Annotated in this window: 13 protein-coding genes and 2 tRNA genes; 1 reads left to right on the top strand and 14 read right to left on the bottom strand. The window is 62.1% G+C overall.

Features of this window, described 5'->3' with window-relative positions; translation table 11 throughout:
• Positions 1 to 105: 105 nt before the first annotated feature.
• The 14 genes from arfA to H3U90_RS08185 all read right to left on the bottom strand — a co-directional run bounded on the left by arfA (position 106) and on the right by H3U90_RS08185 (position 15,612).
• Positions 106 to 1,641, bottom strand: coding sequence for an arabinosylfuranosidase ArfA (gene arfA / locus H3U90_RS08120; RefSeq protein WP_415873750.1), 1,536 nt, complete (start codon positions 1,639 to 1,641; stop codon positions 106 to 108).
• 401 nt (positions 1,642 to 2,042) lie between these two features.
• A tRNA-Asn gene (locus tag H3U90_RS08125) sits at positions 2,043 to 2,115 on the bottom strand.
• A 78-nt stretch (positions 2,116 to 2,193) separates the two neighbouring features.
• Positions 2,194 to 3,237 (bottom strand): tRNA (adenosine(37)-N6)-threonylcarbamoyltransferase complex transferase subunit TsaD, encoded by a 1,044-nt coding sequence (tsaD, locus tag H3U90_RS08130; RefSeq protein ID WP_198177843.1) that lies wholly within the window; start codon positions 3,235 to 3,237, stop codon positions 2,194 to 2,196.
• The gene (gene rimI / locus H3U90_RS08135; RefSeq protein WP_198177844.1) at positions 3,230 to 3,742 is read right to left on the bottom strand and encodes a ribosomal protein S18-alanine N-acetyltransferase; all 513 of its coding nucleotides are present in this window, start codon (positions 3,740 to 3,742) and stop codon (positions 3,230 to 3,232) included. The genes tsaD and rimI overlap by 8 nt, the downstream gene beginning before the upstream one ends.
• On the bottom strand, positions 3,739 to 4,527 hold the full coding sequence (gene tsaB / locus H3U90_RS08140) for a tRNA (adenosine(37)-N6)-threonylcarbamoyltransferase complex dimerization subunit type 1 TsaB (protein ID WP_198177845.1): 789 nt from the start codon (positions 4,525 to 4,527) through the stop codon (positions 3,739 to 3,741). The genes rimI and tsaB overlap by 4 nt, the downstream gene beginning before the upstream one ends.
• Positions 4,524 to 5,126, bottom strand: coding sequence for a tRNA (adenosine(37)-N6)-threonylcarbamoyltransferase complex ATPase subunit type 1 TsaE (gene tsaE, locus H3U90_RS08145; RefSeq protein WP_198177846.1), 603 nt, complete (start codon positions 5,124 to 5,126; stop codon positions 4,524 to 4,526). The genes tsaB and tsaE overlap by 4 nt, the downstream gene beginning before the upstream one ends.
• The gene (holA, locus tag H3U90_RS08150; protein ID WP_198177847.1) at positions 5,123 to 6,100 is read right to left on the bottom strand and encodes a DNA polymerase III subunit delta; all 978 of its coding nucleotides are present in this window, start codon (positions 6,098 to 6,100) and stop codon (positions 5,123 to 5,125) included. Before holA ends, tsaE begins: the two co-directional genes overlap by 4 nt.
• A gap of 28 nt (positions 6,101 to 6,128) precedes the next feature.
• Positions 6,129 to 8,042, bottom strand: a complete 1,914-nt coding sequence (locus H3U90_RS08155; RefSeq protein WP_198177848.1) for a ComEC/Rec2 family competence protein — start codon at positions 8,040 to 8,042, stop codon at positions 6,129 to 6,131.
• Positions 8,039 to 8,722: a ComEA family DNA-binding protein gene (locus H3U90_RS08160; protein ID WP_198177849.1), complete on the bottom strand. Its 684-nt coding sequence runs from the start codon at positions 8,720 to 8,722 to the stop codon at positions 8,039 to 8,041. Before H3U90_RS08160 ends, H3U90_RS08155 begins: the two co-directional genes overlap by 4 nt.
• A gap of 101 nt (positions 8,723 to 8,823) precedes the next feature.
• On the bottom strand, positions 8,824 to 11,793 hold the full coding sequence (gene leuS / locus H3U90_RS08165) for a leucine--tRNA ligase (RefSeq protein ID WP_198177850.1): 2,970 nt from the start codon (positions 11,791 to 11,793) through the stop codon (positions 8,824 to 8,826).
• Positions 11,794 to 11,868: 75 nt separating this feature from the next.
• The gene (locus H3U90_RS08170; RefSeq protein ID WP_198177851.1) at positions 11,869 to 12,699 is read right to left on the bottom strand and encodes a glutamate ABC transporter substrate-binding protein; all 831 of its coding nucleotides are present in this window, start codon (positions 12,697 to 12,699) and stop codon (positions 11,869 to 11,871) included.
• 9 nt (positions 12,700 to 12,708) lie between these two features.
• Positions 12,709 to 13,659, bottom strand: a complete 951-nt coding sequence (locus tag H3U90_RS08175) for a magnesium transporter CorA family protein (RefSeq protein ID WP_024627661.1) — start codon at positions 13,657 to 13,659, stop codon at positions 12,709 to 12,711.
• A gap of 106 nt (positions 13,660 to 13,765) precedes the next feature.
• Positions 13,766 to 14,581 carry a DUF1287 domain-containing protein gene (locus H3U90_RS08180; RefSeq protein ID WP_198177852.1) on the bottom strand — a complete coding sequence of 272 codons (816 nt, stop codon included), beginning with the start codon at positions 14,579 to 14,581 and terminating at the stop codon, positions 13,766 to 13,768.
• 5 nt (positions 14,582 to 14,586) lie between these two features.
• Complete coding sequence (locus tag H3U90_RS08185; RefSeq protein ID WP_232340666.1) at positions 14,587 to 15,612, bottom strand: D-2-hydroxyacid dehydrogenase; 1,026 nt, start codon at positions 15,610 to 15,612, stop codon at positions 14,587 to 14,589.
• A 213-nt stretch (positions 15,613 to 15,825) separates the two neighbouring features.
• On the opposite strand from H3U90_RS08185, the gene H3U90_RS08190 reads away from it, so the two are divergent.
• Positions 15,826 to 15,898 (top strand) — tRNA-Ala (locus H3U90_RS08190).
• The last annotated feature ends 154 nt before the right edge of the window (positions 15,899 to 16,052 follow it).

Consider the following 16,052-nt stretch of genomic DNA (forward strand, 5'->3'; position numbering starts at 1 on the left):
GCATGTGGTCGAATATGTGATCGTCCACATCCACATGGACCGTAAAGGCACCGTAATCGAAAATCCCCTATGGGTTCCCCAACCTAGATGCCTTTGGCGGCCTGTTTAAGCCAGATGTATGACCGTCCAGGAGACGGGAGGCAGTTGAAGGTCCAAGGTGTCCCCATCCATCCTGAAGTCTTTCCGGGCATGCATGACGACTCGTTCCTGGTCTTCAAGCGTGTTGCGTGCCGAGGGGTCGTCCTCGTGCAGGGTACTGACCGTGGCCTGCCGATGTCGATCCTGCTCGGGCAGGGCGATGCTGAAATCAACAGAACGGTCAAGGCTGCGGTTGACCGCGAAAATGCTGAGGGAGCCATCGGCACCTCTGACGGCCACTGAATCGGTCATCGGCACCTGGCCATAGCGGGATGTCTCATAGGTGTCGCCGCTCTGCAGGCTCTTGAGCACGCTGGCGCCCCGCGCATAACGGGCGGTCAGGGCGAAGGGGTAGAAAATGGTCTGTCTCCAGGCCGGGCCGCCGGGCTCGGTCATGATGGGGGCAATGACGTTGACCAGCTGGGCCAGGCTGGCCGCATGAACGACGTCGGCATGCCTGAGCAGGGTGATCAGCAGGTCGCCCACCACCACGGCATCCGCCGCCGAATAGACATCCTCCAGGAGCGGCGCGCCTACGGGCCAATTGCCGATGCCTTCGGGCGATCTGCTGGCCTCAGCATCCTGGTACCAGACATTCCACTCGTCGAAGGAGATGAAAACCTGATGATCACTGCCCAGCCGGGCACGCGAGGCGGCGATGGTGGCCGCCACGTCGGTGATGAAACCGTCCATGTCCACGCCTGAAGCCAGGAAGCTGGCCATGTCCCCATCCTTGGGCGCGTAATAGGCATGGCATGAGAGGAAGTTCACATTGTCGAAGCAGCGCTCCAGCACGGTGCGCTCCCAGAGGCCGAAGGTGGGCATGGTGTGCGATGAGGATCCGCAGACAACCAAATCCAAGTCCGGGTCGATCATCCGCATGGCCACAGCCGTCCGGTTGGCCAGATCGGCGTATTCCTCAGCACTCTTGTGACCGATCTGCCAGTCGCCGTCCATCTCGTTGCCCAGGCACCACATCCTGATGTTGAAGGGGCGATCATGGCCGTTGGCACGACGGCGTTCCGACAGCTCGGTGCCCGAGGGGACATTGCAGTATTCGAGCAGGTCCAGGGCCTCCTGCATGCCCCTGGTGCCCAGGTTGACGGCCTCCATGAGCTCGTTGCCGCCCAGCTTGTCCAGCCAGTCGCGCATCTCGTGCAGGCCGAACTCGTTGCTTTCGCCGGAGTGCCAGGCCAGGTCGAGACGACGGGGACGGCTTTCGCGCGGTCCCACGCCATCCTCCCAACGATAACCCGAGACGAAGTTGCCGCCCGGATATCGGATGGTGGTCACGCCCAGTTCCTTGACCAGATCCATGACATCCCGGCGAAAACCCTGTTCGTCTGCTGTCGGATGACCCGGCTCATAGATGCCCGAGTAGATTCCCCTGCCCAGGTGCTCCACGAAGGATCCGAAGAGGCGATCGTCAATGGGCGTGGACTCCTGCTCCTCATCCACCCTGAACTGTGCCCTGCCCCTGTGATTCTGCTGCCCTTGCGTCACTGTCCGACTCCTTCGTTCTGACTGTATCATCCATGATTCTCGTCCATGTTGAAACTATGGAACATCTGAATAGTACAACGTTGTGAATTCGGCGAGCCACCCGTCTGTCGCCCCATGCGGCACAGAGCAATCACAAATATGCTTGTCCCAGTATCCAACGACAGGCTACATAATCACCTCACACGAGAGATGAGAATATTCAAAACAAGCCGGCAGCATCAGTCCTTGAGCCAGGAAACATCTCATCAATTCAGTCGGTTGAGCATCCCGACACCCATATTTGCAACAACCGGGAGCATTCGAGATAGGTGGAGGGGGGGGGGGGCGTTTGCTTGGCAGATTGCACAATGCAAAGAAACCTGGCAGATAAAGAAAACCGCCGGAAGACCGGCGGTTGAGAGCTCCCGCAGCTGGGCTTGAACCAGCGACATTTCGATTAACAGTCGAACGCTCTGCCAACTGAGCTATGCGGGAATGTCCCGTTCAACTCTCGCTGAACACAATTACCATACTATAGTCAGAACTCTCGTATCCGACAACTTGGCGTGTCGATTACATGAGGATCCTGTCCAGGGGCATGGCCGAATCAATGGAGAAGTCGGGAGCAGAGGGAGCCCGTCCCGCCTGGACCAGATTGACGCCCAGCATGGCCACCATGGCGCCGTTGTCCGTGCACAGGTTGATTTTCGGAATGCGAACCTTGATGCCCTCCTGCTCGCCGAACTCTTCAAGCTTGCCGCGCAGCTGCGAGTTGGCCGAGAACCCGCCGCCGACAATCAGGGTATCCGTGTCGAATCTGTGGCAGGCGGCCATGGCCTTGCGGGAGAGGACGGTGGCCACGGAATCAGCCAGAGAGGCGCAGACATCATCCACGGGAATGTCGAGCCCGGCCTGCTGTCTGCGCTCGACCCATCGAGCCACGGCGGTCTTGACCCCGGAAAAGCTGAAATCATAGGGATGCTCTGCTCCGGCCCGGCCCTTGGTCAGCCCCTGGGGCACGGCGATGGCGTGAGGGTCGCCCACCCGGGCGTGGCGGTCGATGTGGGGGCCGCCGGGATAGGGGAAGCCCAGCAGACGTGCGATCTTGTCGAAGCACTCCCCCGCCGCGTCATCCAGGGTGGTGCCCACCACCTGAACCGATTTCGCCAGATCATCCACATGCAGCAATGAGGTGTGGCCGCCGGAGACGATCAGGGCCAGGGCATTTTCAGGGAAAGGTCCGAATTGGAGCTGGGTGACCGCTATATGGCCGATGACATGGTTGATGCCATATAGAGGCTTTTTCGCTGCCCAGGCCAGCGCCTTGGCACCGGAAACGCCTACGGCCAGGCAACCAGCCAGTCCGGGACCAGCCGAGACCGCTATGGCATCCACTTGGGACAGGTCCATATCCGCATCATTCAGGGCCTTGGAGACGACCGGTACAAAGGACTCAGCGTGTGCCCGCGAGGCGATCTCAGGGATGACGCCCCCATAGCGGGCGTGCTCGTTCATGGAGGAGGCCACCACGTTGGACAGCAGCCGGTTGCCCTGCACCAGGGCGGCCGCGGTCTCGTCGCAGGTGGATTCGATGCCAAGCACCAGAGGCTCACTCATGGTCGATGATCCTTTCCTGTCCTTCTAAAAACTTGCTGCCGACAAATCCCACCGGACCCGGCCCGACCGAGCTCAAAGGTCTGGTCATAGCCCAGGCATCCACGTCTTGAGGCTGATAGTAGCCCTTGGATAGACCCGTCCTTGAGAAACCGAATTTTTTGTAGAGGCCAATGGCCGCCGGGTTGTCTATGCGCACTTTCAGGTTCATGCCTTGCAGACCTTCATGATCTGCTCCGGCAATAAGCCTGGCCAGCAGGGATCCTGCAATACCGCGATGCCGGGCTTCCGGCAGCACCCCGATGGTCATCAGCTCGGCATCCCTTTCGCCCGACCAATAACCTCCGTAGCCCAGGACGGTTCCCTGGTCCTCCCATACCAGGTAGGTGCGGGAGGGCGCAGACAACTCAAACCGCAGCTCCTGCCGGCTCCAGGCCTGGTCGCCGAAGATGTTCGTCTCCAAGTCGACAAGTTGGTCCAGGTCCCCCAAGGCCGCCCTGCGAATCATGACTGGACAGCCACGTGCTTGAGCGGATTGGGCACCGAAACGTCCGGCCGACGAAGGTAAAGCGGTTCCACCGGGTCGATCAGCCCCTGCCGGGCACGTCTGCATGCACAAGCTGCCATCAGAGCTGTCCCCTGGGTCCGATCCTCCAGGAAGGATCCTTCGTCCAGTATCACCCGTATATCCGGATGCTTATCCAGACGCTCCCACTGGTCAGCGTAGCGACCGGCTCCGTGGCCGCTGATGACCAGAGTGACAGGGCCCTGATCCGCAGACCCACTCTTTTCCACAATGGCCGTGACTCTCTCACAGATGGCAGCTGGATAGTCGATGCTCATTTCGGTCAGCGGCCGGGCCGGGGCTTCCACGTCTCCAAAGTCGCCGAAGAGACGGTAATAGAGCTGCCGACGTCGAGCATCGTTGACGGCCAGAACCAGCAGCCGGGCATGGCCTTGGCCCTGCTGCTTGAACCGGCTATAAGCACAGCGGGCCTGCGGCTCCAGGATGTCCTGTCCCAGCAGACGGGCACCTGTGGCAAAAGCCAGGGCTTTAGCGGTGACGATGCCTGCCCGCAGACCGGTGAAAGGTGCAGGGCCCAGTCCCACCACTATGGTCCTCAGATCGTCTGCAGACAGCCCGGCCTGGTCCATGACCTTGGCGATGTTGACCTGGAGGCGTTCCACATGCGAGCGCGAGTCGGTCTCGATGCAAGGCTCCCGCCCCGGCAATCCCACAGTCGAGCCATATGAGGTATCGATCACCAAAAGGGGCGTATCGCTCCCGCTCATGCCGTCATCGCCTTTCTCAACTGCTTCAGTCTGGTGGCCCACCAAGGACCCACTCCACGCAGACGTACCATACGCTGACCCTGGGAGCTGGGTGGCGCGTCAGGATCTTCCCGAGGATCCACGGGTCGGGAGATGCTCACTTCCAGACGTTGATCGGCCAGTGCCGAGGCCATCTGCTCACCCCATTCCATCAGGATGATGGTGCTTTGGCCCGGATCCTCCAACTCCTCGTCCAGACCGAGGGACTCCAGCTCGTCCAGGAGCCGATCCACGGCATCTTCGCCAGGCAGATAGTCCTGTCCGCCCAGCCTATAGGCATCCACATGGATCAGGGTGACCGGCGAGCCGTCGGACAGATGGCCATGCAGCTCTCTTGCAATGGTGAACGTGGGCGAGACCACAGGACCGTCCACTCCAAGTCCGCTGCCCAGCCCCTGGGCCAGCGTGGTCTTGCCCGCCCCCAGAGGTCCGGACAGGAGGATCACATCCCCGCCTTGCAAACATGAAGCCAGGTTTCTGCCCAGGCGCCGCATGTCCTCGCCCGTTGGCACGGCCAGCTCAAATCCATCCTTTTGCCCGGCACTGTCCTGCAGGCTCATGCCAACGTCCTTCCCTTGGCGGCGATCAGCTCCACTGCCCGTTCCAGAGCATAGCGGGCGTCGCCGCTGCTGGTCTTGCTGACCTCATCAGCGTGTGCCAAGGCCTCGATGCAGGCCGCCAGACCGGAGGAGGTCCATCCATGCAGCTGTCGCTTTGCCTCACGCAACTGCCAGTAGGCGGCCTTGGCCTCGGCTGTCGTGATGGATCCCGATTCGATGGCCGCCTCCTTACCCAGCGTCCGCAGCTTCAGGGCCAGTACTCCGATAAGTGATACTGGCTCGTTGCCCTGCTCCAGAGCTGAACGTAGGGCGACGACGGCTTGGGCCGGCCTGCCGGCAAGGGCCCTGTCCGCCACGGCGAATCCCGACACAGCCGGGTTATCGGTCAAATATCGGTTGACGATCTCCAAGGTCATGGGATCCTGGTCAAAATCGAAGCAGAGCTGGGAGCACATGGCGGCAAGTTCCGGAGTGCGCTCACCCAGGACATCCACCAGACGCTGGGCCGCCCTCGGCTGGATGCGACGCTGATGGGCTTTGAATTGCCCATAGACGAAATCGACCTTGTCATCGAACTTCTTCAGATCCGGCATACGCTCCATGACTGCCCCTGCACGTTCCATCTGGTCCAGAAGCCTGCGGCCCCGGTTGCCCCCGTCATGACGCGCGATGACAATGCTGGATTCGGAACCTACCGGCTCGTGGCAGAAGTCCACCAGGGCCTGAGTCAAGGCCTCATCGGCCGCCTGCAGATCATCCAGAAGAACCACGGCCGTCTGACTGAGCAGGGAGGGTCCGATCGCCTCCTGAAAGGCATAAGCGTCGCAGTCTGCCGCATCCATCTCTATGTATTCGCTGTCCGGGTGGGCGGCACATGCCTGTGCGCACAGGTCCTTGACGCGCTGACCGTTGAGGAAGGGATCGCCGCCGACCACCAGATGGACGGAAGGGTTCTCCTGCTGAGCTTTGGTCATGCCTCAAATCTCCCTTTATCACTGGACATTACCCCGGTCGTTTTTTGAAGACCAACTGTGCAAGAAGGCCATAGGTCTGCCGTAGCCAGACCTTGATTGACCCCCAAGCCGATGGCCGAAAGGGAACCCCTGAATCCTCGTCTGCCACGGCTGACCATGAACGGTCCCACTTCCGGGTACGGATGAGTCGAACCAGCCGATGATCGATCACGACCATGAGACCCAGACCAAGCAGACAGGCGCTGCCGACTGGCCCCGAAGGCCAGGCCGCCGGAGCAGCCGCCTCGCCCAGCCATGTGGCGGCAAAAGCCATGACCCCGGTACCCAAGGAGGTCAACCGGGCCAGCAAGAGCCCCAATGGAGGCCAGAGCCAGGAGGTGAGCAGCGCAAGCAGGCCGGACACGGTGGCAGCGTCGACCACAGGAGTGACCAGCAGGTTGGCCAGCGGGGCCAGCAGAGGTAGTCCGGGACTCATCAGCACCTGCACGGGCAGAGTCCCGGCCTGTGCGCACAGTGTCGTGGCCAATGGACGTGCCAGTAATGCCGGCAGATGGTTTTCAAGGAGGGCCGTCAAACGCCGGTTACCCAGACCTATGCCAAGCACGGCACCACAGGAGAGTGCGAAGCCGAAGCTTGAAGCCATGGAAGGCCGCAGGATCAGGACCAGCAGCACGCACCAGGACAAGGTATTCAAGGACTGTGCAGGACGGCAGACAGCAAGGGCCAGCGCCGAAAGAAGCCCCATGGCCTGAGCTCGCAAAACTGAATCCCCTGGGACCATCAGCATGCCCAAGCCCAGATAGGCGGCAGACAAAACCAGGGCCATCAGCAGGGGAGGCGAGCGCAGGGACCGCATGATCGAAACCAACAGTGAGGCCAGGATCATGAAGTGCCCGCCGGAGACCGCCATCAGATGAAGGATGCCTGATGCCCGGAAATCCTGGGTCAGACGGGCGGCATAGGCGGGCTCCACTGCCGGTCTGCCAAGGGACCAGCCCGAACCGGGCAGGGCCTGGTTGCCCAGGATGCCCATGGTCAATCCCGGCACCAGGATCCGCCCCTGATCGTCCAGCTTGCCGGTCTGTTCGAGAAAGGCATTTTGCATACGAACTATCAAGCGTCTACCAGGTCCTGGCGGCCTGACTTGTTTCAAGCCATCCTCCACGGTCAGCCAGGGCATGGGACGGCCGTAAACGGAGGGCCCCAAGAGGCCACGCGCACGATACAGTCCGCCCTGCTGCAGCAGGCATGACCGGCCACGGGCGAAGAGCACAATCCGTTCATCGGAAGGCATGCGCACACCGGCCACAGTCACCCGGTGCAGCCTTAATTCCACCTGACAGTCCCATCCTCGCCGAGAGGATGCGCTCATAGGTCCTAGAGCCCGACCACGCACCTCGGCCATCGCCTTTCCCTGACGGATCTGACGTGCTGCCGGCCCGCTGCGCACCGACTCATGACCTACCGCGGCAGCCAATGCTGCAGTCAGAGCCACGGCAGCCAGGACGGCCAGCGTCGGCAGCCTACGAGAATCAAACCAAGTGGACACCAAGCGATGGGGCCGATGAAAAAACTGACTCCTGCGATTGGGGACCTCTCTGGCGACCAAGCAGACGAGCTTGACGGCAAGCAGGACCAGTGCAAGGAGTAATGGAAGCGCCAGGACAAGCGGCATCATCCAGACCGTCATACCCATGCCTCCACCGGCCGTACCTCCACCGGCCATGCCGCCTCTGGATTCCCCCACCGATTTGGGCCAGTCACCGCCCTTGGCTGATCCTGCCGCCGATTCGCCCATGCTCAGGTCCAGAAGCCAGGGGACCAGCAGGGCAACCGCCCAGGCCAGACAAGCAGCGGGGAGCATCCGAAGATTGCGGCTGCCGTTCTCCCGATCAACCTCATCGTGAGCCCCATTGTGGACTCTTGAACGACCGGCCATCATTGCGCCACCAAATATGGACGTAATCGGGCCAGGGTCTTGGCACCGATGCCGGGGACATCCAGGAGCTGGTCTACCGAGGTGTAGCGGCCGCCGATGGCACGCCGATGTTCCAATATTTTTGCAGCCTTGACCGGACCGATCCCCTTGACATTCTCCAGATCCTGCTGGCTGGCGCTATTGAGATTCACGCGCCCCGTCTGATCAGCCGTCCCTGAGGAGGCACTGGAGGACGGAGCAGCAGCAGGGACGTTACCGGCCTTTTCGGCAGATTGGGCTGAGCCAGAAACCACAGGATCGGCCTGCTCACTGCCCGCTTCACCCTGAGTATCACGACTGTGATCGTTTCCCGAGGCCTGCTTGCCATGGTGTGCAGCGCTGTTCACATTACTGTCCGCAGAAGCCGACGACCTGGCCTCGGATCCATCGACAGCCACTCCTGTGGCCAGGGCCCGTCCCTGCTGGGCCAGCAGGGTCAGACTTAGGGCAAGAGCCGCAACCAGAATAAGGATGGCCATCAAGGCCTGAAGCGGCGTAAACGACCAGACAGGCCGATTCCGTCGGACCTGTGACTTGGCCGTGCCTTCGGCTGATTGCTCCGACCGAATCGATTGATTCAGCGATTGATTCATGGCCAGTGCCTGGAGGGGCGGCGCCGGCGGCTGGGTGATGTTGATGTTCATGAGCCCAGCCTGACACGAAAGAGCCCCCCGACATGAAGGTCGGGGGGCTATGTGGTCGAAGGTCACCACCCGTCCACAGCCTGGCTGCGGGCAGTTCAGTGTCAGGCTGGCACGACCGAAACGATCTTAGGGGCCTTGACAATGACCTTCCGTGGCTCCTTGCCGCCCAGCCGCTCCTGGACGGCGGGCAGTGCCAGAGCCATGGCCTTGAGCTGGTCGGGCGCGATGTCGGGGCTGACCTGCAACTTGCCGCGGACCTTGCCCTTGACCTGGACCACGGCGGTGACCGTGTCCTCGCCAAGATAGCGATCATCCCAGGTCGGCCACTGGGCATGCGCCAGGGACTCCTTGTGGCCCAGACGGCTCCAGAGCTCCTCGCAGATGTGGGGGGCGATGGGCGAGAGCATGAGCACCAAGGGCTCGATGGCTGCCCTGGGCGTCGGGTTCAGCCCGGTCAGATGGTTGTTGAGCACGATCATCCTGGCGATGGCCGTGTTGGGCCGCATGGCCTCCATCTCCACCGTTACGTCGTGGATGGTGGTATTGAGCAGCTTCAGGGTCTTCTGGTCGGGTTCGCCCTCGTCCAGGACCACCTCGCCGGTCTGCTCGTCCACCACGTTGCGCCAGAGCCGCTGCAGGAAGCGCATGCCACCCACCACGTTGCGCGTGTTCCAGGGCCTGGACTCGTCCAGGGGACCCATGCTCATCTCGTAGAGGCGGAAGGTGTCGGCCCCATAGGTGCGGTACATATCGTCCGGGGTGATGATGTTCTTGAGGCTCTTGCCCATCTTGCCGAACTCGCGGTTGACCGACTGCCCCTGCCAGGTGTAGCTGACCTTGCCGCCCTCCTCATGCTCCTCCACCTCGGCGGCAGGCACGTACTGACCGCGCTGGTCCGTGTAGGCGTAGGCCTGGATCATCCCCTGGTTGAAAAGCTTGTGGAAGGGCTCCTTGGACGAGACGTATCCCAGATCATAGAGGACCTTGTGCCAGAAGCGGGCATAGAGCAGGTGCAGCACCGCGTGCTCCACGCCACCCACGTAGAGGTCGACACCGCCTGACTCCCCGGCCGTGGCGTTGTGCTTGGGTCCCAGCCAGTAGTCGTATTCCTCCGGATCGACCATGTGCCGGTCGTCCTTGGGATCGATGTAACGCATGTAGTACCAGCAGGATCCGGCCCAGTTGGGCATGGTGTTGGTGTCCCTGTGGTAGACCTTGGGGCCGTCGCCCAGGTCCAGGGTCACGTTCACCCAGTCCTGGTTGCGGCTCAGCGGTGCCTCGGGGCTGGACTGGGCATCCTCGGGGTCGAAGGTCTTGGGCGAGTAGTCGGGCACGTCCGGCAGGGCCACCGGCAGCTGGTCGTCGGGCAGCAGGTGGGGCAGGCCCTGGTCGTCATAGACCACCGGGAAAGGCTCGCCCCAGTAACGCTGACGGGAGAAGAGCCAGTCGCGCAGCCGGTAGGAGACCGTCCCATGGCCCACCCCGGCCGATTCCAGCCAGGCAGTGACCTTCTCGATGGCCTGGTCAACCCGCAGGCCGTCCAGGCTGAGAGGATCGCCAGCGGCCTGGGTGACCTGGACCGAAGAGTTGACCACAATGCCGTCGTGAGAGACAAAAGGCGCCTTGCCCCGGTAGTCGTCCAATGTCTGCCCGGACTCAGGCAGAGGGCTGACCGTGTAGACGACGGGCAGGCCATACTTGACGGCGAAGTCGTAATCGCGCTGATCACCGCCAGGCACAGCCATGATGGCTCCGGTGCCGTAGTCCATCAGCACATAGTCGGCGGTGAAGATGGGCAGCTTGGCCCCGGTGATGGGGTTGAGAGCGTACAGCCCGGTAAACAGGCCTGTCTTGGCCCCGCCCTCGTCCACGCGATCCTTGGCGGTTTTGGCCTCGGCGGCCCTGCGATAGGCCTGCACGCCCTCCGCAGGATTGGCATAGCCGCCCTTCCACTGCTCAGGCACATCCTCAGGCCACTCCTGGGGCAGGTGCTGCAGCAGGTCGTGCTCGGGAGAGACCACGGCGAAGGTGGCGCCGAAAAGCGTATCGGGACGGGTGGTGTAGACCTCCATGGTCTGATCGCCGTCAGGGCTGGGCACGGTGAAGTCCACCGAAGCCCCGTGCGACTCCCCGATCCAGTTGCGCTGCATGAGCTTGACCTTTTCGGGCCAGTCCAGAATGTCCAGATCCTCCAGAAGCCGGTGGCCATAGGCGGTGATGCGCATGGACCACTGCTTGAGCTCACGCTGGTAGACCGGGTAGTTGCCGCGCTCGGAGCGGCCCTCTGCGGTCACCTCCTCGTTGGCCAGGACCGTGCCCAGCCCGGGGCACCAGTTGACCGGCGAGCGCGAGATGTAGGCCAGGCGGAAGTCGTTGAGCACCTCGGAACGCTCGGCCTCATCCAGGTCCTCCCATGAGGCGTCGGCATGGCCAGGGATGGCCTTGCTGCCGGACTTGAAGGCTTCGACCAGCTCGCTGATGGGCCTGGCCGCGCCCGTCCCCCCGTCGGCACGGCGGTAGTCGGGGTCGTACCAGGACTCGTAGATGCGCGAGAAGATCCACTGGGTCCAGCGCACGTAGTCCGTATCGATGGTGGCGAAGGAGCGGCGGTCGTCAAAGCTGAGCCCCAGCCGATGCAGCTGCCAGCGCATGTTGGCGATGTTCTGCTCGGTGGTGACCCGGGGATGCTGGCCGGTCTGGACCGCATACTGCTCGGCGGGCAGGCCGAAGGCATCGTAGCCCATGGCGTGCAGGACGTTCTCGCCCTTCATCCGGTGGTAGCGGCTGACCACGTCGGTGGCGATGTAGCCCAGGGGGTGGCCCACATGCAGGCCCTTGCCCGAGGGATAGGGAAACATGTCGATGACGAAGTAGGGACTGCGGCCCCCAGCATGATCGCCCTGGGCATCGGTCAAGTCGCCCTTGGTGTTGGCGGCCCAGAAGGTGCCCTCCTTGTCCCAGCGCTGCTGCCAGTGCTCCTCGATGGTCTGAGCCATGGCGGCATCGTAGCGGAACTTGGGCTGATCGGATTCCTGGGTCTGCTGATGATCCCTGTCTTCATTCGCGTTCATATGGTGAATTATCGCCATTCACATGGACACGGCCGAGCCAGTGTCCAGCATCCGTCATCCTGGCGGAAGCCTTGCTCAGCGATCGCCGGGCCGCAGCGTGCGGGCGGCGGCATCAATGGAATAGCCGATGGACCTGGAGGCCCGGCCCAGGGCGGCCTTGAAGGATCCGTCCCGCATCATCCTCTTCAGGGCCTGGTCGATGACGCCCACCAGCTCCGGATCCCCGTGGGGGACGCCGATGCCGTAATGTTCGTTGGAGAAGGGCTTGCCGACCAGGCGCAGCTGGCCGCCGCCGCGAACATGAGCCAGGCCGGCCAAGGCAAAATCGTCGCCGCTGGCGGCATCCGTGTCCCCGCTGAGCAGGGCTGTGACGCACTCGGGGAACTCCTCCCGCTCCTGGACCTGGGCTTGAGGGGCCAGCGAGCGCATCAGGGCCCCGGAGGTGGATCCCGCTGCCACGCAGACCCGCTTCTGGGCCAGATCCTCCACCCCGGCGATGTCATTCTGTGTTCGACGAACCAGCAGGTCCTGCCCTGCAGCCAGGTAGGGTCCGGCGAAATCCACCAGCTTCTGCCGATCCTGGGTGATGGAGTAGCCGGCCACGACCATGTCCACCTGGCCTTGTTCGAGCATGCGCTCGCGGTCTGCAGGCTTCACCTGGCGGAAGACGATCTGCGACTCGGCGTATCCCAGCTCGTGGACCACGTACTGGGCCACATCCACATCCAGACCCCGGTACTGGCCTGACTGGGCGAATCCAAGCCCGGGCTGGTCGAAGGAGATGCCCACGCTGATCTTGGGCCCGATGGAACCCGCCCGGTAGCGATCCTCCTGGCGGCCGCACCCGCTCAGGGGCACTGCCAGAACCAGTGCCAGCAGAGCCGCCGCAATCCTGCGTGCAAACATGATCGGCCCCTACTTGAACATTCTCGAGCGCGTCAGGAACCAGGTCACCAAGGCGGTCACCAGACCCGAAAGAATCACCACGACCGCGAACCCCCAGGGTTTGTCGGTGAAGGGCATGCCGAACATGCCCTGGTTGAAGTTCATGCCATACATGGAGAAGATCAGCGTGGGCACCGACAGGCTGATGGAGATGATGGTGAAGATCCTCATCACATTGTTGACGTTGTTGGAGACGATGGAGGCGAAGGCGTCGGTCATGTTCGAAAGCACGCTTGAGTAGATGTTGGCCATCTCGATAGCCTGCTTGTTCTCCGTGATCACGTCGCCCAGAAGGTCCTCGTCGTCCGGGTAGCGCTTGATCCGCTCCAGCCCGGTCAGCTTCTCCAGGACGATCTCGTTGGACTTGAGGCTGGTGGCGAAGTAGACCAAGGTCTTGTTGAGCTCCAGCAGCATAAGAATTTCGCGGTTCTGCATGGAGTGGCGCAGCTTGAGCTCCAGCCGGTCCGACTCGCGGTCGATGATGCGCAGGTAGCGCAGGTAGAGGGTGGCGTTGCGGTAGAGGATCTGCAGGATGAAGCGGGACTTCATGAAGGTGTTGAAACCCCGGATGGTGCCCTCCATAAAAGGATGGAGCAGGACGGTGTCCTGCATGCAGACGGTGACAATCAGATCCTCGGTGACGATGATGGACAGGGGGATGGTCTCGTAGTAGTCCCGCCCGTCGCGTTCCTCGGCGCGGGGAATATCGACGATGACCATGGTGTACTCGTCCTCAACGTCCACACGCGAGCGCTCCTCATCGTCCAAGGGGGCACGCAGGTCAGCAAGGTCGATACCGGTGGTCTGGGAGACGTTGGCCAGCTCGACATCGGTGGGCGCCGATAAGCATATCCATGAGCCCTTGGAAGCCTTGCCGATCTGCTCGATCTGCCCGTTCATGGTGCTGAATACTCTCATCATCGCCATCACCGCCTCTCGTGCTCGAACCTGGCCGACGTTTCTGGCCGAACCGATAGTAGCAGACAACCAGTTACCGCCGTGTTCAATTCCGCAGGGTAGTCCCCGGTCATCCCCGCCATGGCCGCAGGACGGCGGGTTGGATTTTGGAGGCGTCGAAGCGAAAATGCCCGGTGATGGGACGGTGGCCCGGCGAGCCCAGGTAGTCGTTCTCCCTGTCGCGCTGGCCCATGTTGTGCAGAAGCAGGGGAATGCCACGGCTGTCCCTTCTATCGGAGGCCATGCCGATGTGCCAGGAGGTGTCGAAGATGACGATGTCGCCCTGCTGCCACTGGTCGGTGGCCGCAGTGTCGTTGGTCAGACGCTGGGCATGCCGGGACAGGAATACGCCGAGGACGTTGGTCCGCCTGAAGTCGATGTTCGGATCCGGGCTGTTGATCACTCCGGCATAGGCCCCAGGAGACGAGGCGATATCGGCATCGACCATGGTCTTCAGATCGTAGCCGGCCTGCCGGAAGGCCCTCCAGATCTCGTCGGTGCAGGCGCCGCGGTCATCGGGAGGATAGCCGCCCTGGTAGTAGCCGCTGTCATAATGAGGATGGCGGCGGGCCTCCTGATGGGCTCCACGCACCATGGCCGTGTAGTCATCCACGCCGTCATGGTTGTAGTCTACAGGCGAGGTCAGAGGCGAATGGGCCGCGGTCTGCTCTGGAGAATATCCAGGAGGGCCGTGAGAAGCGGTCCTGGGGCCGTTTGCGGAGGAGTTTTGATTGTCTGAATGGCGAGCAGGCCCGACGCCCACCAGCCTGCCAGCCAAGGCCAAGGAGCCCGCCACAATCAATGCAAGCGCCAACAGGACGGCCGCCCACCGCAGAACCGTTGTCCGTCGATGGCTGCGGCCTCTGTTGTTTCGCTCTGTCGGCATGGCGGTCACCTCATCCGGTTGCGCAGGGGCCTGCCATCCATGAACCGATGAAGGTTATCCAGGCAGATTTCCCGAACCTTGTCCATGTTGGAGGGCAGGTAGGCTCCCCCGGCCACATGCGGGGTGAGCAGGCAGCGTGGTTGCCTCCAGAGCGGGTGGTCTTCAGGCAGGGGCTCCGGTTCAGTCACATCCAGCCCTGCACCGAAAATGCCGTCCTTATCCAGGGCTTGGGCCAGAGCCATGCAGTCCACGGCATCTCCCCTGCCCGCGTTGATCAGCACGGCGGTGGACTTCATCAATGCAAGACGATGGTCATCGATGATGTGCCGGGTCTGCGGCGTTGAAGGCAGGGCCAGAGCCACTACGCCCATCTCAGGCAGCAGGGCATCCAGATCATCAAAACCAGCCAGACGGTCGAACCCCTCCACCGGCTGGTCGGGATGGCGCCTGATGCCGATGGTCCGAGCGCCTACGGCCTTTGCCAGACGAGCGAAGGAGGCTCCGATATCCCCTGTGCCTAAAACCAGGACCTGGCAGCCATGCGGCGAAAGGACGGCCCCGCGAGGTTCCCAACGGCCCAAACGCTGATTGTCCCGGTAGGCCGGCAGGTCCTTCATCAGAGCCCACATCATGGCGAACATGTGCTCGGAGACCGACTGCCCGTAAGCGCCTGAGGCACTGGTCAACATGGCGCCCGGAGGCAGAACCCCCGGTTTCATGTAGGCATCCACACCCGCGCTGCTGGTCTGCAGCCAGACCAGGTTACGGCAGGCAACCACCTGCTCGGCCGGCGGATTACCCAAAATGATCGTGGCCTCCGATCGGAGGGATTCAGGGACATCGATGAGCCAATGCATGCTCTGCCGCATGTCCGTGTCGACAATGAACTCCTGACGAACGCCTGGAGCCGCCTGGAGGAATTCCTGTCGTTCACTCTGGTCCAAGGGCAGGCAGTTGATGATGAGCTGGTCCCCAGGATGGTTCTCGTTCCGCTTTTCAACCCGCACTTCCGCATCGTTTTTGCCGGTCATGGTCCGCCGCCTTTCCGTTGCTGCCGACCCCCTTGGTCGCCCCTTGTTCATCATGCTAGCGCACTTGCAAGCTCAGGAATGCCTCAAGACCATTCGAGGATAAAATCCATCAAATAGCTCACAATCCCTGCAATTCCGGGGCAACACACTGAGTTGCTCCATTCGCCAATCCCGGTGTACTATAAGCAAGGCTTCACCAAGCAAGGCAAGCACGGGGCTATGGCGCAGCTGGTAGCGCGTCTCCATGGCATGGAGAAGGTCGGGGGTTCGAATCCCCCTAGCTCCACAGATAGGATCCCGAGGTCACCTCGGGATCTTTTTATATTCGTTGGGCTTGCAAACGCCAGATCGGGGCCTATAGGAACTAAACGCGTTGTTTTAGGTTCTGTGTGTGGGTTTGGTTGTGTGTTGGTCAGAGTGTGGTGTTGGGGTATCTGACT

It is taken from the genome of Bifidobacterium sp. W8103, assembly GCF_016100775.1.
Classification (GTDB): Bacteria; Actinomycetota; Actinomycetes; order Actinomycetales; family Bifidobacteriaceae; genus Bombiscardovia; species Bombiscardovia choladohabitans.